Origin of the sequence: Tenacibaculum litoreum (assembly GCF_964513915.1) — a bacterium.
Lineage (GTDB): Bacteria > Bacteroidota > Bacteroidia > Flavobacteriales > Flavobacteriaceae > Polaribacter > Polaribacter litoreum.
Genome location: NZ_CAZEQS010000003.1, coordinates 937,693 through 957,664 on the forward strand (window position 1 = coordinate 937,693; position 19,972 = coordinate 957,664).

Annotated in this window: 17 protein-coding genes; 10 read left to right on the forward strand and 7 right to left on the reverse strand. The window is 31.3% G+C overall.

Annotated elements, in window-relative coordinates; genetic code table 11:
• Nucleotides 1-6: 6 nt before the first annotated feature.
• From acs to ACKTTR_RS10320, 3 genes are all read right to left on the reverse strand, one after another.
• Nucleotides 7-1,914, reverse strand: coding sequence for an acetate--CoA ligase (gene acs, locus ACKTTR_RS10310; protein ID WP_408027760.1), 1,908 nt, complete (start codon nt 1,912-1,914; stop codon nt 7-9).
• A 92-nt stretch (nt 1,915-2,006) separates the two neighbouring features.
• Nucleotides 2,007-2,348 (reverse strand): DUF779 domain-containing protein, encoded by a 342-nt coding sequence (locus tag ACKTTR_RS10315; RefSeq protein ID WP_408027761.1) that lies wholly within the window; start codon nt 2,346-2,348, stop codon nt 2,007-2,009.
• A gap of 56 nt (nt 2,349-2,404) precedes the next feature.
• Entirely contained in the window at nt 2,405-3,904 is a 1,500-nt protein-coding gene (locus ACKTTR_RS10320; protein WP_408027762.1) for an aldehyde dehydrogenase family protein, read from the reverse strand.
• Between the two features lie 201 nt (nt 3,905-4,105).
• On the opposite strand from ACKTTR_RS10320, the gene ACKTTR_RS10325 reads away from it, so the two are divergent.
• Together ACKTTR_RS10325 and ACKTTR_RS10330 are read left to right on the forward strand one after the other, a co-directional pair.
• The gene (locus tag ACKTTR_RS10325; RefSeq protein WP_408027763.1) at nt 4,106-5,026 is read left to right on the forward strand and encodes an AraC family transcriptional regulator; all 921 of its coding nucleotides are present in this window, start codon (nt 4,106-4,108) and stop codon (nt 5,024-5,026) included.
• A gap of 46 nt (nt 5,027-5,072) precedes the next feature.
• Nucleotides 5,073-5,852, forward strand: coding sequence for a sulfite exporter TauE/SafE family protein (locus ACKTTR_RS10330; protein WP_408027764.1), 780 nt, complete (start codon nt 5,073-5,075; stop codon nt 5,850-5,852).
• A 28-nt stretch (nt 5,853-5,880) separates the two neighbouring features.
• On the opposite strand, the gene ACKTTR_RS10335 is transcribed toward ACKTTR_RS10330, so the two are convergent.
• Complete coding sequence (locus ACKTTR_RS10335) at nt 5,881-7,269, reverse strand: serine hydrolase domain-containing protein (RefSeq protein WP_408027765.1); 1,389 nt, start codon at nt 7,267-7,269, stop codon at nt 5,881-5,883.
• Between the two features lie 114 nt (nt 7,270-7,383).
• Nucleotides 7,384-7,854 carry a Dps family protein gene (locus tag ACKTTR_RS10340; RefSeq protein ID WP_099213733.1) on the reverse strand — a complete coding sequence of 157 codons (471 nt, stop codon included), beginning with the start codon at nt 7,852-7,854 and terminating at the stop codon, nt 7,384-7,386.
• Nucleotides 7,855-7,970: 116 nt separating this feature from the next.
• Here ACKTTR_RS10340 and ACKTTR_RS10345 point away from each other — a divergent pair, with 116 nt between their 5' ends.
• Nucleotides 7,971-8,912: a hydrogen peroxide-inducible genes activator gene (locus ACKTTR_RS10345; RefSeq protein WP_408027766.1), complete on the forward strand. Its 942-nt coding sequence runs from the start codon at nt 7,971-7,973 to the stop codon at nt 8,910-8,912.
• Nucleotides 8,913-8,994: 82 nt separating this feature from the next.
• On the opposite strand, the gene ACKTTR_RS10350 is transcribed toward ACKTTR_RS10345, so the two are convergent.
• Nucleotides 8,995-10,887, reverse strand: coding sequence for a SulP family inorganic anion transporter (locus ACKTTR_RS10350; RefSeq protein ID WP_408027767.1), 1,893 nt, complete (start codon nt 10,885-10,887; stop codon nt 8,995-8,997).
• 147 nt (nt 10,888-11,034) lie between these two features.
• Here ACKTTR_RS10350 and pyrR point away from each other — a divergent pair, with 147 nt between their 5' ends.
• The 5 genes from pyrR to ACKTTR_RS10375 are packed head-to-tail and all read left to right on the forward strand — an operon-like array spanning nt 11,035 to nt 14,187.
• Nucleotides 11,035-11,589, forward strand: coding sequence for a bifunctional pyr operon transcriptional regulator/uracil phosphoribosyltransferase PyrR (pyrR, locus tag ACKTTR_RS10355; protein ID WP_408027768.1), 555 nt, complete (start codon nt 11,035-11,037; stop codon nt 11,587-11,589).
• Nucleotides 11,590-11,613: 24 nt separating this feature from the next.
• Nucleotides 11,614-12,546, forward strand: coding sequence for an aspartate carbamoyltransferase catalytic subunit (locus tag ACKTTR_RS10360; protein WP_099213737.1), 933 nt, complete (start codon nt 11,614-11,616; stop codon nt 12,544-12,546).
• Between the two features lie 2 nt (nt 12,547-12,548).
• Nucleotides 12,549-12,881 carry a hypothetical protein gene (locus ACKTTR_RS10365; protein WP_408027769.1) on the forward strand — a complete coding sequence of 111 codons (333 nt, stop codon included), beginning with the start codon at nt 12,549-12,551 and terminating at the stop codon, nt 12,879-12,881.
• Between the two features lie 43 nt (nt 12,882-12,924).
• Complete coding sequence (locus ACKTTR_RS10370) at nt 12,925-13,245, forward strand: T9SS type A sorting domain-containing protein (RefSeq protein WP_408027770.1); 321 nt, start codon at nt 12,925-12,927, stop codon at nt 13,243-13,245.
• Nucleotides 13,246-14,187 (forward strand): ribonuclease Z, encoded by a 942-nt coding sequence (locus tag ACKTTR_RS10375; protein ID WP_408027771.1) that lies wholly within the window; start codon nt 13,246-13,248, stop codon nt 14,185-14,187.
• Here the strand turns inward: ACKTTR_RS10375 and ACKTTR_RS10380 are convergent.
• Nucleotides 14,184-14,546, reverse strand: a complete 363-nt coding sequence (locus ACKTTR_RS10380; protein WP_408027772.1) for a CoA-binding protein — start codon at nt 14,544-14,546, stop codon at nt 14,184-14,186. The two genes, ACKTTR_RS10375 and ACKTTR_RS10380, sit on opposite strands and share 4 nt — an antisense overlap.
• A gap of 96 nt (nt 14,547-14,642) precedes the next feature.
• On the opposite strand from ACKTTR_RS10380, the gene ACKTTR_RS10385 reads away from it, so the two are divergent.
• Both ACKTTR_RS10385 and ACKTTR_RS10390 read left to right on the forward strand, forming a co-directional pair.
• Nucleotides 14,643-17,081, forward strand: coding sequence for a TonB-dependent receptor domain-containing protein (locus ACKTTR_RS10385; RefSeq protein WP_408027773.1), 2,439 nt, complete (start codon nt 14,643-14,645; stop codon nt 17,079-17,081).
• A gap of 86 nt (nt 17,082-17,167) precedes the next feature.
• Nucleotides 17,168-19,537, forward strand: coding sequence for a TonB-dependent receptor domain-containing protein (locus tag ACKTTR_RS10390; RefSeq protein WP_408027774.1), 2,370 nt, complete (start codon nt 17,168-17,170; stop codon nt 19,535-19,537).
• The last annotated feature ends 435 nt before the right edge of the window (nt 19,538-19,972 follow it).

Here is a 19,972-nt window from a genome sequence, read left to right on the forward strand (position 1 = left end):
ACTATTTTACAATCTGTTATCAATTATACTTTGTACTACTTCAGGATTTAAGAGTGTAGAAACATCTCCCAAATTATCTAATTCATTATGTGCAATTTTTCGAAGAATACGACGCATAATTTTTCCTGAACGTGTTTTAGGCAATCCTTCTGTAAACTGGATTTTATCTAGCTTCGCTATCGGACCGATATGCTCCGTAATAATTTGATTTATCTCTTTACGTAAGTTATCTTGATTTCTTACCTCTCCTGTTTCTTTTAAAATCACATAACCATATAAGGCATTTCCTTTTACCTCGTGTGGAAAACCAACTATAGCACTTTCAGCCACTGCTGGATGTTCATTTATAGCATCTTCAATAGGTGCGGTTCCTAAGTTATGTCCTGAAACAATAATTACATCATCTACCCTACCTGTAATTCGATAATAACCTACCTCATCACGAAGTGCCCCATCACCCGTAAAATACATATCATCGAATGCAGAGAAATACGTTTCTTTATAACGCTGATGATTTCCCCATATAGTTCTTGCCATAGATGGCCATGGATACTTTATACACAATCTTCCGTCAACCTGATTTCCTTTTACTTCTTTTCCGTTTTCATCCATCAATGCTATTTGAATCCCTGGTAAAGGCAACGTTGCATAAGTTGGTTTTGTTGGAGTAATGTATGGTAATGGTGAAATCATAATTCCGCCAGTTTCCGTTTGCCACCAAGTATCTACAATTGGACTTTTCTTTTTTCCAACATTATCGTTATACCAGTGCCATGCTTCTTCATTTATAGGTTCTCCTACCGTTCCTAACACTTTTACTGATGAAAGATTATGGCTATCAACAAATTCTAAGTTCTCTTTTGCTAATGCTCTAATTGCTGTGGGCGCTGTATAAAATTGATTTATGTTGTGCTTTTCTACAATTTCCCAAAAACGACCAAAATCTGGATAGCTAGGAACTCCTTCAAACATTACAGTTGTTGCTCCGTTTGCTAACGGACCATACACGATATAACTATGCCCTGTAATCCAACCAATATCTGCGGTACACCAATACACATCATTTTCTTTATAATTAAATACATTTTTAAACGTATATGCTGTATACACCATGTAACCAGCTGTGGTATGTAACATTCCTTTTGGACTTCCTGTTGAACCAGAAGTATATAATATAAATAGTGGATCTTCAGCGTCCATAATCTCTGGAACACAATCTTGATAAGCTTCTTCTAATAAAGGTTCTAACCACTTATCTCGTCCTTCTTTTAATTGAATATCTGAATTAATTCTTTTAGCAACCAATACATTTTCTATGGTAGGACAGTCTTCTAATGCTTCATCTACAATACTCTTTAAATCAATAGTTTTTGCTCCTCTATAAGAACCATCTGAAGTAATTACCATTTTTGCTTCGCAATCATTAATTCTCGTAGCTAATGCTGTTGATGAAAATCCTGCAAAAACAACCGAGTGTACTGCTCCAATTCGTGCGCAAGCTAAAACCGAAATAGCTAATTCTGGAATCATTGGTAAGTAAATACAAACTCTGTCTCCTCTCTTAATTCCGTGATCTTTTAACACATTAGCGAACTTACAAACACGTTTATGTAGTTCTTTGTAAGAGATATGTTGAGCTTCTTCTTTTGGGTTGTTAGGCTCAAATAAAATAGCTGTTTTGTCTCCTCTAATATGCAAATGACGATCGATACAGTTTTCTGTAATATTTAGCTTTGCTCCTTCAAACCATTTGAACTCAGTTTTCTCAAAATTATAGTCTAAAACGGTATCCCATTTTTTCCTCCAAACAAAGTGTTCTTCTGCTATTTCTTCCCAAAATAATTCTGGATTTCTAACGGACTTTCTATATACTTGAAAATATTCTTCTAATGTTTTTACGTGGTAGTTACTCATTCTTATACTCCTTTTTATTTTAGCTTAAGCTACTAAAATAAATCATTTTTAATTGTTTATCAACTTATTAATTCTTCTTCTTAAAACATATGCTAACCTTCATCTTCCTGTTGCAATAAACGTGAATGTATAATGAAACGAACTCCTAAAGGAATTTCTAATGAAAAACTTGCTCCTCTTCCTTCAGTTACATCAATTGTTAAGTGCGTATGCTTCCAGTATTCATATTGATCTTTATTCATATAAAAGGGGACTTCACCTAACACACCTAACAAAATATCACTTTCATCTAAATACATTTCATCTTTAGGAAAAATCATTGGTGATGATCCATCACAACACCCTCCACTTTGATGAAAAATTAATTCGCCATGTTGCTTTTTTAGTTTCTCAACTATTTCTTTTGCTGAATCTGTTATTGCTACTCTTTGCATATTACATTTTTTAATTATAAAATACTGAGCTTTAAAAGCTCAGTATTTTCAAACAACTAAAAGAACCCTAACTTGTTTTTATCATACGATATCAACATGTTCTTAGTTTGACGATAGTGATCCATCATCATTAAGTGGGTTTCTCTACCAAATCCTGATTTTTTATATCCTCCAAATGGTGCATGCGCTGGATAAGCATGGTAACAATTTACCCAAACTCTTCCTGCTTTAATAGCTCTTGGAATTTGATACAATTGATGCGCATCTCGTGTCCACACTCCTGCTCCTAATCCGTACATCGTATCATTTGCTATTTCTAACGCTTCAGCTTCGTCTTTAAACTTTGTAACACACACAACAGGCCCAAAAATTTCTTCTTGAAATACACGCATCTTATTGTGTCCTTCTAAAATAGTTGGTTTAATATAAAATCCATTTGCTAAATCTCCTTCTAGTTTATTAGCTTCTCCTCCACATAGCACTTTCGCTCCTTCTTCTTTTCCTATTTTAATATACGCTTGAATTTTTTCATATTGATCGTTTGATGCTTGCGCACCTACCATCGTATTTACATCATACGGACTCTTTTGTACAATTGCTTCTGTTCTTGCCACCACTCGCTCCATAAACTTATCATAAATATCTTCTTGTACTAAAATACGCGAAGGACAAGTACATACTTCTCCCTGATTAAAAGCAAATAACACCGCTCCCTCAATTGCTTTATCTAAAAATGCATCATCTTCATCCATTACGCTATTAAAGAAAATATTTGGAGACTTCCCTCCTAGCTCCATCGTTACTGGATTTAAGTTTTTAGAAGCATACTGCATTATTAACTGTCCTGTAGTAGTTTCTCCTGTAAATGCTACTTTATCAATTCTTGGACTCGATGCTAATGGCTTTCCTGCTTCAGGACCAAAACCATGAACTACATTAATAACTCCTGGAGGAAAAACATCGGCTATTTTTTCCATTAACAATGTTGCTGATGACGGTGTTTGTTCTGCTGGTTTTAATATTACACAGTTACCTGTAGCCAATGCTGGTGGCAACTTCCACGACAACATTAAAAGAGGAAAGTTCCAAGGAATAATTTGCCCCACAACCCCTAAAGGCTCTTTAATATTCATTGATAAGGTATTTTGATCAAGCTCTGTTGCACTTCCTTCTTCTGCTCTAATAGCAGCAGCAAAATAGCGCCAATGATCTACTGCCAAAGGGACATCAGCATTTAATGTTTCTCGTATTGGCTTTCCATTATCGCATGTTTCTACTAATGCAAACTCTTCTAAATTTGCTTCAATTATATCTGCTACTTTATTTAGCAATGAAGCTCGTTCTGCAGCTGATGTGTTGCCCCAACTTTCCTTTGCTGCATTTGCTGCATCTAGAGCTAACTCTACATCTTCTTTTTGTGATCTCGGATATTTTGCTATGATGCTATTATCAACTGGAGATTTGTTTTCAAAATATTCTCCACCTAATGGAGACACAAACTTTCCATTGATAAAATTTGCATAAGTGTCTTTAAATTTTGGTTTCGTGTAACTCATAAAACTTTGTATTTTTGTTCTTTACTTAAATTAACCATCCCGAAATAACACTTCTATAATCAACACGTGTTAAAAATGAATATTTCGTAATTTTTGTAAAATTAAAATATCATATAGTCAATATATTGAACGTATTTATTAAATTGTAACACATATCTATTATCTCAAAAAAAGGATAAATAGATTTTTGTACTATTGATTATGAACCATTTATTAAGTCGACATAAAGAAAGTAGAAAGCTTACTACTTTAATAGAGAACAGAACTACGTATAATGCTGAATATGCTGAGTTAAATATTTTTGAGACTCATAAAAGTGCTGAACAAGTCTCTTTGACTTTTGATTTTCCTGTGATTGCAAGTATGCTCACTGGAAAAAAAGTAATGCATTTAGAAGGTATGGAGCCTTTTGATTTTTTCCCTGGTGAATCTGTGGTAATGCCAACTAACAAAGAAATGATTATAGATTTCCCCTTGGCTGAAAAAAATAACCCTACCCAATGTTTAGCTTTAGGTATTGACTCTGATAAAATTGACGAGATAGTAGAAAAGTTTAATCAAAATGTAGCCATAGAGCGCGAAAATAATAATTGGAAACTAAACGAAACTTCTTCTCACCTTGTTCATAATACGGATATTAATCATTTAGTTGGACGTTTAGTACATACATTTACCGATCAAAACAAATCTAAAGACATTCTTCTTGATCTTATGATACAAGAATTGATTGTTAGATTATTACAAACGAAGGCTAAAGCTTTTATTTTAAATGATCCTTCTGGCACACTTACAGACACCCGTATTGGCATGGTTATTAAGTTTATTAAAAACAATCTTACTAATAAAGATATCACTGTAGAATTGTTAGCTAAGAAGGCTTGTATGAGTACATCTCATTTTCATAAAAAGTTTAAAAACACCTTGGGAATTTCTCCTATTGATTATATAAATTCTGAAAAGATTAAATTTTCTAAAAAACTTATAAAGCAATCTAAAAACCTACGAATCTCTGAAATAGCCTACAAATCAGGCTTTAACAATATTAGCTACTTTAACAGGCAGTTTAAAAAAATGGAAATGATTACTCCTCAGCAATTTAAAAAGTCTTTTATAAAAGAATAAATCATCAACTTTTTTCAAAAAAATTTTATAGTTACATTTGTTTTATATGGTGATATCTCTTTTTCTAGATGTTTTAAGTACTAATTGGTACATAATCTTACTTTTTTTTATTGTAGCTGTTCTATACTCTTCAGTTGGTTTTGGAGGAGGTTCTAGTTACTTGGCTGTTTTAGCACTTACCGGCTTACTTTTTACACAAATAAGAGCTACTGCTTTACTTTGTAATGTAATGGTTGTTACAGGTAATGTTTTACTTTATATGCAACAAAAACAATATAGTTGGAAAAAGGTTATTCCGCTTACTTTATTTAGTATTCCTATGGCTTTTTTGGGTGGGTACTTACGAATAAGTCAAACCTTTTTCTTTATTCTTTTAGGTTTTACACTACTTTTTGCTGCTATTACCATGTGGATTTCTAACAAAGTAGTTACCAACAACAATAAAACTACCGATTTAAACCTAGCAAAAAATGCAGGTTATGGCGGAATTATTGGTTTTGTTTCTGGAATGGTTGGAATTGGTGGCGGTATTTTCTTAGCTCCGTTACTTCATTTAACCAATTGGGATACTCCTAAAAAAATAGCTGCTACAGCAAGCTTTTTTATTTTGGTTAATTCTATATCTGGATTGATAGGTCAATATACAAACCCTGAGTTTTCTATCGACTGGAAACTTACTTCTATTTTATTAATTACTGTTTTTATTGGCGGACAAATTGGTAGCAGAATGAGTAATCAATTCTTCACTCCTACTCAACTAAAAAAGGCAACCGCTATTTTGATTGCCTTTGTGAGTGTTCGTATTTTAATTAAATACTTGTTTTAATTTACTTTTAAATTCCTTTCATTACTCTTTAGCTTTGGTTAGCTGTAAGCATACCCTTTTCTTTTTTTATTCTGTTTTGAAAAATTACTGTTTTCTTTCCTTTTTTTTCTGAAAACTTATACGTGTAAAATCCGTCTTCAAAAGAAAAATTATTTGGTGATGTTGGGTAAATTTTAAATTTACTTGAACTTCCTTCTCTTTGACTATACAGTTGGTTATTTTCCATCGTAATTAAACGAATTCCTCCATCTTCAAATTTATAAGCACCTACCCATTTTTGCAACTCTTCTTTTGATAAAGAAACGGCATTATTACCTGTAGAAAAAGGTTTATTAATAGCCAAACCTGCTATTTTTATAGCTGTACTTGTTGGTGACTTACATCCACAATTAGAAAATACAATTACATACACATCTTCACTCGGCACAAATACTCCCATAGATTTATACCCAGGTATTCCTCCACCATGTTCAATAGTTGATACTCCATTTATTTCATTTAGATGCCACCCATATCCATAATTTATTTTCTTACCATTGTTTAATGTGTAATTGGTAAAAGCTTTGTCAATTGTTTCTTTTTTTACTAGCATATTATTACGAATTGCTCTTTGCCATTGTAACATATCATCTACATTCGACATAATTGACCCTGCCGCATACGGTAATGACATACTTATGTATTGAGCATTCGAATATTCTCCATTTCTCTTTCGATATCCTATGGCTCGGTTTTTAATCAGTTTTGTATGACTTCCATAATAAGAAGAATTCATGTTCAGTTTCTTAAAAATTCGTTCTTCTACAAATTTTGGATAGCTCATTCCGCTTACCTTTTCTATAATATATCCTAAAATAAAATACCCAGAATTATTGTATTTATATTTATCTCCTGGTTCAAAATCCATAGGTTCATTTTTAAAGAAATCGATAAATTTTAAAGGTTCTACATCTTTAGTTGTTACTTCACCGAATTTTTGCATTGAAGTGTAACTTTTAATTCCTGATGTATGAGTTAATAAGTGATGAACGGTAATTTGTTTTCCTTTGGTTGGATAATTAGGTATAAACTTAGTTATATCGTCTTCTAAACTTAGCTTTCCTTCTTCTAGCAACATTAGTATTGAAACTGCTGTAAACTGTTTGGTAATTGAACCAACTTCGAAAACATTTTCTGGCTTCATGTTTACATCTAATTCTAAATTAGCCTTTCCATAAGCTTTTCTATAAATAACATTTCCTTTTTTAGCAACCAAAGTAACAACTCCACTTTCATTATCTTTAAATTGAGCTTTTAAAATTTCATCAATTTTTGACTCTAAATTTTGAGCAGAAACTATACTTGTTAATAAAAAACATAAAGAGAAGAACAGTACTTTTTTAATTTGAATTCGGATTTTCATTCGGTTTATTTTCATGATTATTACATTTAGGACGACATAAGAGTAAATAGGTTACATGGTTTTACCAAAAACAAAAAAAAGCAACGTAAATACGTTGCTCTTTCATCCCCAAAACATAGATAACTATTCTTAGCCTAACCAAGCATTCATCATCCACAATGTTTTTTCTTGTTCTGCAATAAAATCACTCATCATTGAGTTTGTTCCTTCATCTTCTGCTTTATCAGATAAATCAAGAATCGTACGCTCAATTTTTAATAGTTCTGAAAGAGAATCTATAATTAATTTTACTGCTTCAACATCATTTGAAATATTTTTTCCTACTGGTACTCTTGACACACTGGTGTAATCTTCAAAAGTATGTAAAGGTGTTCCTTGTAATGTTAAAATACGCTCTGCTATTAAATCTACTTTTTCTTGTGCATCCGTATAAAATTCTTCAAATTTCATATGCAACTCAAAAAAGTTTTTCCCTTTTATATTCCAGTGTAATCCTCTTGCATTTTGATAATACACTTGAAAATTTGCTAACAATGTATTTAACTCATTTACCAAGTTTTCAGTTTTTTGTTTATCTAATCCTAAAATTGTAGTTGACATATTGTTTTGATTTTAAGTTTTTTACTTTTTCTACTACAAATTTAAGGCAAGTTTTAACAGTTTTACCATAAAGGTAATCGATTGTTTTAATATCTTTATCGAAAATTATTATTGAAATGACTATAACACAATTAAAATATACACTAGCTGTTGCTGAATATAAAAACTTCACCATAGCGGCAGAACATTGCTTTGTTACACAACCAACGTTGAGTATGCAAATTCAGAAATTAGAAGAAGAATTAGATGCTAAAATTTTTAACCGCTCTAAAAAACCTATTGAATTAACTGAAGTTGGTAGACGTATTGTAGAACAAGCCAAAGTTATAGTTGATGAGAGTAACCGTATTATTGATATTGTACATCAACAAAAAGGTTATGTAGGTGGTGAGTTTAGGCTAGGAATAATCCCTACAATTATGCCTACGCTACTTCCTATGTTTTTAAAAACGTTTAGTAAAAACTATCCTAAAGTTCAATTAGTTATTGAGGAATTAACTACAGAGGAAATTGTTAGAAAATTAATGGATGGTTATATTGATGCTGCCATTGCCGCTACTCCATTAGAAAATGAAGCTATAAAAGAGCGTGTTTTATATTATGAACCTTTTGTTGGTTTAGTTCCTAGCGAGCATCGTTTGTTTAAACAAAAGAAATTAAAAGTTGATGATTTAGAGGTTGATGATATTTTATTATTAGAAGACGGGCATTGTTTTAAAGACAGTGTAATTAATCTTTGTAGAACTAATAAAAGAAGTTCTACACATCACTTTCAATTAGAAAGTGGGAGTTTTGATACATTAATTAAGCTATCTAAAGATGGTTTAGGAATGACATTACTTCCTTATTTAAACACTTTGGATTTAAATGAACGAGATAAAACTCATTTAAGAGAGTTTGAAACTCCAACACCTGCACGTGAAGTTAGCTTGATTTATCACAAGTCTCAGTTAAAAATGCAATTGATAGAAGCTCTAAAAAGTACTATTGATAGTGTGATTAGAGGTGCTATTGCTTTTAGCGATGTGGAAATTATAAGTCCTCTTCAGAAAAAATAAAGAACAACAAAAATCCCGCAATTAGCGGGATTTTTTATTTTCTATCAAACCTAATCTAAATATTTGGCTATCTCTCTGCGATTTAAAATCGGTACTCCGATAAAGACTTTGGAAAATCTTCTGGATTTGCAGCTAAATGATAGCGAGGATCATCTACCGCCTCTTCAATAACATCTGCAAAAATTGGACTTGCTTTATATAACAATACCTTACAATCTTCACTTAAATGTTTTAAGGTTACCTTTTTCCCTGCCTTTTGATATTTTTCAACTAATATAAAAATAGCTTCAATAGCTGAATGATCTGAAATACGAGATTCTACAAAATCAATCTCCACATTAGTTGGATCATTTTTAATATCAAATTTTTCGTTAAAAGCAGTAATACTTCCGAAGAATAAAGGTCCCCAAATTTCGTAAATCTTGGTTCCATCTTCTTTAAATCGTTTTCTAGCTCTAATTTTTTTAGCATTTTCCCATGCAAAAACTAATGCTGAAATAATAACTCCAACAAATACAGCAATTGCTAAATCAAAAATTACAGTTACCGCAGATACTATAATTAATACAATTGCATCCGATTTTGGAATTTTATTCATAATTCTAAAACTAGACCATGCGAAAGTGTCAATAACCATCATAAACATTACTCCTACTAAAGCTGCGATAGGCACTTGCTCTATATATTTATCAGCAAAAAGGATAAAAATTAATAAAGTAACAGCCATCATAACTCCTGATAAGCGCCCTCTACCACCTGCATTAATATTAATTACGGTTTGACCAATCATACCACAACCACCTGTTCCTCCAAACAATCCGCTTAACATATTTCCTGCACCTTGAGCTACACATTCTTTATTTCCATCTCCTCGAGAGTCAGTTAATTCATCTACTAAATTCATAGTCATTAACGTTTCAATCAACCCAACCGAAGCTGCTAAAAAGGCATAAGGCGCTATAAATTTTAAAGTATCTAAGTTGAATGGTAAATTACTCCAAAGCTCTGCTAAATTCATTTTTTTAGAAATCTCATCAAAACCATTTAAACCAGCTCCTCCACCATCTCTAATAAAATCTCCAACATTTATAGACTCTAATCCTCCAAAAATAGATACAAACGTTACAATTAAAATAGCTGTTAATGCTGCTGGTACTTTTGTTGTTAATTTTGGAAGTAACCATATAATTAGCATAGTTAACAATACTAATCCAACCATAGTATATAGCTTTGTTCCTTGTAAAGTAGATTTTACTACTCCACTATCTTTTACTGAATAAAATCCGTCGTTTTCAATATTATAAACAACTTTTTTTGTTTTTGCATCAAAAACTTGTGTATCTGATTTTACAAAAACTTCTTGGTTTGTTTGATTATTAATAATTGAATTTCCTTTTATTGAAAACAATGCTGCATTTGATGCTAAGTCTTGCACCTGGTTATCTGCAACTTTGTACACCAACTCTTTCGATTCAGTTTTACGCATGTTTTGCCCAAAAATATCCTTCTTGTTTTCTTTGAACATTCCTAATTGAGCTATAAAAATAACTACCGCTAAACCATTTACGAATCCCATCATTACTGGGTGTGGAATTAATCGAACTAATTTCCCTAGCTTAAATACTCCTGCTAATATTTGAATAACCCCCATTAGAACCACAGCTGCCAATAAATAGAAGTACCCCATATTTTCTACAGGTGTATCAAACAACAGCCCTTTTGCATGTCCTTCTTGTATCATGTTTACAAAAATTACAGCCACCGCACCAGCTGCTCCAGAGATTAACCCTGGTCTTCCTCCAAAAATTGCGGAAACAATTCCTACCACGAAAGCTCCAAACAATGCTACAATAGGGCTTATTTGGGCTACGAAAGCAAAGGCTACTACTTCTGGTATCATTGCTAACGATACCGTAATACCAGCTAACGAATCGTCTTTTATGTTAATCTTCTTACTTTTAATGTATTTCATCATAATTTCTAAGAGTCTTTTGTAAAAGTGCGCAAATGTAAAGATAATTTTATAGACCAAGTTTTACGTTTCATTAAGTTTAATTTTGTCAGCGTAAATTTTTGCCTTAATTTTGAACGTTGAACTATCAAACCAATTTGGTAGCAACAAATGAGCAGAAAAACACTACTTACTTCGAAAGAAATTGAAATCATTCTGCATCGATTAGCGTGTCAGTTAATCGAGAATCACAACGATTTTTCTAACACCATTTTAATAGGATTACAACCTAGAGGTTCTTATTTAGCTAATCGGTTAGCTAAGTTATTAAGAGAAGAGTATGACATTAAAGACCTAAAGTTAGGCTTGTTAGATATTACTTTTTATCGTGATGATTTTCGCAGGAGAGAAGAACCCTTAGAAGCCACTTCTACACAAATTGACTTTTTAATTGAAGGAAAGAAGGTGGTTATTATTGATGACGTATTATTTTCAGGAAGAAGCGTTCGAAGTGCTTTAACAGCACTACAATCATATGGAAGACCTGATAATGTTGAATTATTAGTATTAATTGATCGTCGTTTTAGCCGTCATTTACCAATTCAACCTAATTATAGAGGAAGACAAGTAGATGCCATCAATGAAGAAAAAGTAGTTGTTAACTGGCAAGAAACTCATAAAGAAGATACAATTTACCTTGAACCCAAGCCCTCAAAGCTTGATTAGTTATGATAAAAAAAACAAACTAAAATGAAGCAGTTAAGTGTTGAACATTTATTAGGAATTAAATACCTTAACAAAAATGACCTTGAGCTTATTTTTGAAACTGCTGCTCATTTTAAAGAAGTCATTAACCGACCTATAAAAAAGGTTCCTTCGTTACGTGATATTACCATCGCTAATTTATTTTTTGAAAACAGTACACGTACAAAGCTTTCTTTTGAATTAGCTGAAAAACGTTTATCTGCAGATGTTATCAATTTTTCTGCTGGACAATCTTCAGTAAAAAAAGGAGAAACTTTAATCGATACTGTTAACAATATTTTATCAATGAAAGTTGATATTGTTGTGATGCGTCATTCAAATGTAGGAGCAGGAATTTTCTTATCAAACCATGTAGATGCTAAAATTATTAATGCTGGAGACGGTACACATGAACATCCAACCCAAGCATTATTAGATAGTTTTTCTATGCGTGAAGCTTTAAATAGCGACTTAAAAGGAAAGAAAATTGTAATTGTTGGTGATGTCTTACATTCTCGTGTAGCTTTATCAAATATTTTTGCGCTGCAATTACAAGGAGCTAAAGTGAAAGTTTGTGGACCTAGTACGTTAATTCCTAGATACATTTCTAGTTTAGGTGTTGAAGTAGAAACGAACCTTAAAAAGGCTTTAGAGTGGTGTGATGTTGCTAATGTATTACGTGTGCAACACGAACGTATGGATATAAAATATTTTCCATCAACTAGAGAATACACACAGCTTTTTGGTATCAACAAAGAAATTTTAGATAATCTTGGCAAAAAAATTGTCATTATGCACCCAGGACCTATTAACAGAGGTGTAGAACTAACAAGTGATGTTGCTGACAGTGATCAATCAATTATTCTAAACCAAGTAGAAAATGGAGTTGCTGTTCGTATGGCAGTTATTTATTTGTTAGCACAACAAATAAAAAGATAGTCATGAACATAACTGATAAAACTGATTACACTTTAGTAACTTCTGATGAAAAAACATTTTCTGACTTCATTGAAAGCTTTGAAAATGAATATATAAACCTTACAGGAAAAAACCTGATTATTGTAATTTCAGAAGATTTTAATGCGTCTAACAAAAATATTTTGCTATTTTTGAAATACGCGGAAGAACATCAGAACAATGGCATGTCTTTTGTAGTTGTATCTAAAGATGTTACTATTGATGATTTTCCTGAAACCTTTAACATTGTTCCTACTTTAGTAGAAGCAGAAGATGTTATAGAAATGGAAAACATTCAACGTGATTTAGGTTTTTAACCTTATATTTTTAAATAATTATCCATCCCCTAAATGATAATTTATGGTAAAAAAAATACTATTTATAACTTTTTTCTTAGCTATTTCCGTCGGTTTTTCTCAAGAAAAATCAATCGAGAAGTTGGTAGCATCCCCTAACCCTTTTACGAACAATACTACTATTTACTTTAATGCTAAACATAGCCAAACAGTTATTTTAACTGTTAGAAATGTATTAGGTAAAACAGTTTATAGCAGAGAGCTTAAAGTGGTTGAGGGACGTAACTCTTTTCCGTTTCAACGTAATGATTTAAAATCTGGAATGTACATTTATGCAATACAAAGCAATAAGGAAATAATCTCAAAACGCTTTGTAATTAAATAAATGAGCTTACACTTAACTGTTTTAGGTTGTCATTCTGCTACCCCAAGAGTTAATGCCTACCCTACTGCCCAATATTTAGAAATTAACAATCGTCATTTTTTAATTGATTGCGGAGAAGGTACACAACGTCAAATGCGAAAATACAAGGTTGGTTTTTCAAAAATCAACCATATTTTTATTTCTCATTTACATGGTGATCACTTTTTTGGTTTAGTTGGACTTATTGCTACTTTTGGAATTTTAAACAGGGAAAAGGAGTTACATATTTATGGTCCAAAAGGAATAAAAGAGGTTACAATACTTCAGTTAAAAGTTTCAAAATCGTGGACCAAGTACCCTATTATTTTTCATGAATTAGAATCTAAAGAAAGTGAACTTATTTTTGAAGACGATAAGGTTTCTGTAAGAACCATTCCTTTAAATCATAGAGTGTATACTAATGGTTTTTTATTTACTGAGAAACCTAAACTTAGAAAGTTACACATTAAAAATATTCAGCAATATGATGAAATAGAAACTTGTGACTTTCATAACATTAAAGCTGGCAGAGACTTTACTCTTTCTACTGGAGAAGTAATTCCTAATGAAGAACTTACTATTGATCCGCCCAAACCTTTAAGTTTTGCTTTCTGTAGTGATACAGCCTATAAACCAGATATTGTTCCTCTCATTAAAGATGTAGACTTGCTATACCATGAAGCCACATTTTTAAAAGATAGAGAAGATTTATGTGATAAAACTAAACATTCTACCGCGGAACAAGCAGCTTCTATTGCTAATCAAGCAAATGCAAACAAATTAATTATTGGGCATTATTCAAGCAGATATAAAAACATTAATGATTTTAAAGTCGAAGCTCAAACAGTTTTTAAAAATACTGAATTAGCTGAAGCAGGAAAGCGATATAGTACCAATTCTTTTCCTGTTGAAATTTTAAATTAATACTGTTTTGTTGATAAAAGCACCAAAGTGCAAGCTATTTCGCTCTTAATTCCATTTTCTTTTAACAACTCTATAAGCTCTAAATTTTCGGTTCCAGGATTAAAAATTACTCTGCGAGGTTGCAGATTAATTATATATTGATAATATGATTTCTGACGGTTAGGATTTAAGTATAAAGTTACAGTATCAACATCTTCAAAAAAAATACTCTCTGTTTCAATAACAACATCAGCTACAATTCCTTTTTGTAAACCAATTGCTACAGTTTCTATAGTACTATCTCTTAACCTTTTAATAGTAATATTCGAGTACCTAGAAGGTTTTAAAGAAGCTCCTAGTACTAAAGTACGTTTTTTCATTTTCTGTTAATAATACGTTAAACTCTCTTAAACTAAGTAACAAAGTTAGGCAATAAAGAGTCTATTAAGCGTCAAAACAATTCAAAAACAACAAAAATGAAAAACATATTACTAATACTTTTAGCTGTATTTACTACAACTATTTATGCACAAATGCCTAAAAGTAGCCTACCCAAACCAGGAGTTATTACTGGTAAAGTAGTCGATCAAGCAACCAAGCAACCTCTTCCCTATGTAAATATTATAATCAAAGATACTGCCAAAAAAATTATTACTGGTGGAATTACTGATGACAACGGTTTATTCTCTATAAAAAATATACCTGAAGGAAATAGTATTGTTGAAGTTCAATTTATAGGATATAAAACCTTCTCTAAGCCTGTTTCTGTAAATCGTAAATCAAGTAAAGTTAATTTAGGAGTTATCTCTCTTGAAGAAGATAGTACTACTCTAGACGAAGTGGAAATTCGTGCAGAAACCTCTTCTGTAACCCAAAAGGTAGACAGAAAAGTAATTAACGTTGGTAAAGATTTAACCTCAGCTGGTGCCACTGCTTCTGAGTTATTAAACAACGTACAATCTGTAAGTGTTGATAGCCAATCGGGTAACATTAGTTTACGTGGTAACGAAAATGTACGTGTGTTAGTTGACGGAAAACCTACCAACATTCCTGCTTCTGAATTATTAAAACAAATTCCTTCTACATCTATTAAAAGCGTTGAATTAATTACTAACCCTTCTGCAAAATACAATCCTGAAGGAATGAGTGGTATTATTAATATTATTCTTAATAAAAATGCCAACATGGGCTTTAATGGATCTATAAATACTGGTGTTGAAGCTGGACATTATGTTCGTTACAATGCGTCTACAAACATGAACTATAAAACAGGAAAGGTTAACTTTTTTGGTAACTACGGATTTAATGGTGGAGATCGTTATAACTTTGGTTATGTTAATAGACCCGGAGTTAACAACCAAGACTTTATTTTTGTTAATGATAATGAATCTCATTTATTTAAAATTGGAGCTGATATATATTTAGATGATAAAAACACCTTATCTCTTTACACTACTCAAAACTGGTTTGATAGTAATGCTAGTGGTCGTGCTATAATTACAGATAACAATGGTGATTTAATATCTCACTCTCCTAACACACAAACAAATGAAAGTCATAATCAAGCTTATAATGTAAATTATAAACATGATTTCGAAAAGGAAGGACATAACATAGAGTTTGAAGCCAATTTCTCTAAAAATGATTCTCCAAAATTTTTAGAAAATATTTTTTTAGAAAATTCACAACCAGATTATTTTAATGATATTAATAACAACAGAAAAAGCACTTTATTAAACTTAGACTATACAAATCCTATTTCTAAAAACGGGAAACTTGAACTAGGCTTAGAGTATAGAGTAAACAATGCTGATAATACTAACTTAACAAACCAACAAATTTTAGTAGAAGAACCTGATACTTATAGAGACGTAGGTAATTCTTCTTTCACCTACGATAGAGATATTTACTCTGCTTATGTAAACTATGGCCACAAGTTTGGTAAACTTAACATGCAATTAGGTGCTCGTTTTGAACAATATAAAATTGAAGGAAACTTTACAGGACTAGATGAAAATGGGGATGTAAAGAACGAGAAAGTAACTGATGATATTTTTACTGTATACCCATCTGCTTTCTTTACCTTTAACCCAAATGACAATGATCAATTTCAATTAAGTTATAGTAAAAGAGTTGACAGACCAGGAATACAACAAGTAAACCCTATTAGAGAATGGAGTACACCTTTAATTACATCAATAGGTAATCCTGACCTTGTTCCTCAGTTCACTAATTCAGTTGAATTTAACTATACACGAAAAATAAAAGGCGGATCTATAACTTTAGGAAGCTTTTACAGAAACATTAATGACGTAATTAACAGAGCTACTTATAAAGATCCTGCTGACGCTGATAATGTAAAACAAATATTAACTTTTGCTAATTTTGATGATACCGATGCGTATGGTTTAGAGTTTTCTGCAAACTATAAAATTGCAAAATGGTGGAGAGCTAACGCTAGTATGGATTACTATTCTCAAAAACAATTTGGAACTACTGATTTAAGTGACCCTAACGCTCCTACTACTGAAGTTAAAACAGATATTTTTAATGCACGTATAAGCAATAGTTTTACAGTATCTAAAAAGTTACGTTTACAATTATTTGCAATGTATAGAGGTCCAAGAGAAGACATTCAATGGAATGTTGAACCTATGAAAATGGTTAACATTGGTGCTAACTATAGTATTCTTAAAGGAAAAGGAAACATTAATTTGAGAGTAAATGACATTTTTAATACTATGAGGTTCAAATTTAACTCTGAAAGACCTTTTGTTCAAAATGGACGTTTCAAATGGGAAAGTAGAACGGCTTATATTGGATTTAACTACAGATTTGGTGGAGGAAAAAACAAAGCCCGAGCTAGAAAACAACGTGATAATAATGAAAGACAAGGAGGCGGAGGTTTCTTATAAAATAGTTTTTTATTAATTATTTGAAAAAAACGAAGTTAAATACTTCGTTTTTTTTATTTTTAGCGCAATTTCATTCCCTTCAACATATGAAAAGATTGCTAATATTAATTTTATTACTAGGTACTTATTTTTGTCAAGCACAAAACCAGCGACTTACAGGAACCATTTTAGATAAAAAAAACAACCATCCACTACCTTTTGTTACAATTACCTGCAAAAACACTTCCAATAAAATACTAACGGGTAGTATCTCTGATGAAAAAGGGAATTTTAAGATTGAAAATCTTCCAAAGGAAAATTTACTTTTAACTTTTCAATTCATTGGTTACAAAACTTTTGAAAAGAAAATTGACTTAAAAAAGAATAGTAAAATAGGGATAGTTTTTCTTGAAGAAAATACCACTCAATTAGATGAAGTTGAAATACAAGGGGAAACTTCAACTATTATTCAAAAAATTGATAGAAAAGTTATTAATGTAGGTAATGATTTAACAGCTTCTGGAGCTACCTCTTTAGAGATGCTTGAAAATATTCCTTCTGTAGATATTAATCAACTTTCTGGAACTATAAGTTTACGAGGAAATGAAAATGTTAGAGTTTTAGTGAATGGAAAACCTTCCAACGTAAATACAGCTCAATTATTAAAACAAATACCTTCTAACTCGGTAAAAAGTGTTGAAATAATTACAAATCCATCTGCAAAACATACTCCAGAAGGCATGAGCGGTATTATCAACCTAATTCTTAAAAAAAATACTAAAATTGGATTTAATGGAAGTTTTTCTGCTGGTGCTAAACAAAGTAGAAATTTAAAACCCGATATTTCCTTAAATACTAACTATAAAACTGGTATCACTAACTTTTACCTAAACTATAATACAAGCTGGGGTGATTATGAAACCTTCAATGATTTAGAAAGAACTGACACTAACTTAACTCAAAATATTGATTTTTTAAGTAATTCAAATATTCATAATATTAAATTTGGTGTGGACATAGACATCACTTCACAAAGTATATTATCTGTATATACATCTCAAAATTTCGATAATAATAGTTTAGCAACCAATACCCTTGTTCATGAAAACAATTCTTTAGTTTTTGATAACAAGAGTTTTTCTGATTATGATCAAAAAGATGAGACCTATAACATAGATTATGTTTACAACTTTGATAGTAAAGGACAACATTTAGAGATTGAATTCAATCACTCTATAACAAAAAACCCTGAAAAAACAATTAACGAAGAACTTATCAATCCTGATTCAAAAGAATATAATTATACAAATAATATCAAAGACACACGAAAACTTTGGTTGCTGAATATTGATTATGTAAAACCTATAAAATCTGGAAAACTAGAATTTGGAGTTGAATTTAGAAAGCAAGATTTTTACAATTTAATACTTACTGATAGAGAACACATAAATGATTCGGCTTCTCTTGAACTCGTAGGAAGTACAACGTTAAATTATGACAAAAGTATTTATTCAGGATATCTAAATTTTAACAAGGAGTTCAAAAAAATTTCAATTCAAGCAGGTATAAGGTTAGAACAATTTAACTTAGATGCTCATTTCTCGAATACTGAACAAGGAAACACACACCTGAAAGATGCTATTTTTAATTGGTACCCTTCAGCATCAGTTCTATACAGCTTTACTGAAAAAAGCAAGTTACAATTTGCTTACAGTAGAAGAATTGACAGACCCTCTGCTTATCAAGTAACTCCTATTCAAGAATGGTTTTCGCCTCTAACTATATCAAGAGGAAACCTTTATTTACAGCCGCAATTTACAAACTCACTAGAGCTCAATTATACTAGGACAATTACAAAAGGCTATATCTCTTTTGGTACATTTTATAGAAGAACTAACGATAAAATTGGTCGATTACTACAAAAAGACAATCAAAACCCTGATAGGACAATTAATTCTTTTACCAATTATGACTTTGCTGATAGTTATGGTATTGAACTTTCTGCTAGCTTTAAACCCATAAAATGGTGGACACTTAGACCTTCTTTTGAAACCTACATACAAGATTCTCAAGGAATATTAAATAATAACTTAGAAACAGTTAAAAACACTTTGGTGAAGGGACGCATAAATAACTCTTTTAAAGCTTCAAAAAAACTGAGTCTCCAGTTATCAGGTATTTTTAGAGGTAAAAGTGAAAACATTCAATACACTGTACAACCATATACTATGATTAATGCTGGAGCTAGATTAAAAGTATTTGAAGGTAAAGGAAGCATCACCTTAAGGGGTACTGATATTTTTAATAATGTAAACTTTGATTATACATCAAACACTCCTTTTATACAAAAAGGAAAGTATACACTGGAGTACAACTCAATTTACTTAGGTTTTTCCTATAATTTTGGAAGCGGGAAGAACAAGAGTAAAAGCAGAAAATATAGAGATAGTAATGAAGCCCAAGGAGGTATGTTTTAATAATAAAATATCTAATACATTAACTATATATCTAAAACGCTTATCATTGGTATTTCTAACAAATCTTGTCTTGAATCTACCCTATAAATATTCTATTATTAACTTAACATTTGGTTTTAGTAAACAAAACTACTATTTTTTCACTTAAGAAAATAAAAATTAAAAAATCATGAAAAAAAAGTAACAACTTTAGGAAAACAACTAAGTATTGATGAAAAAAAACAGATTAGAGGGGCATACACCGATGATATTTGTTGCAAAAAACCAAGACTCGTTGTTTGTGAATGCAAAGACGATAATGATTTTGACAGAATTCAATAAGGATTAATCATTGATTAAATACCAAAAAATAACTTTTATAAAATCAAAACTATTTTCTGTAAGATTACCTAAACAAATCCGAAGTTAAAAAACTTCGGATTTGTTGTTTTATAT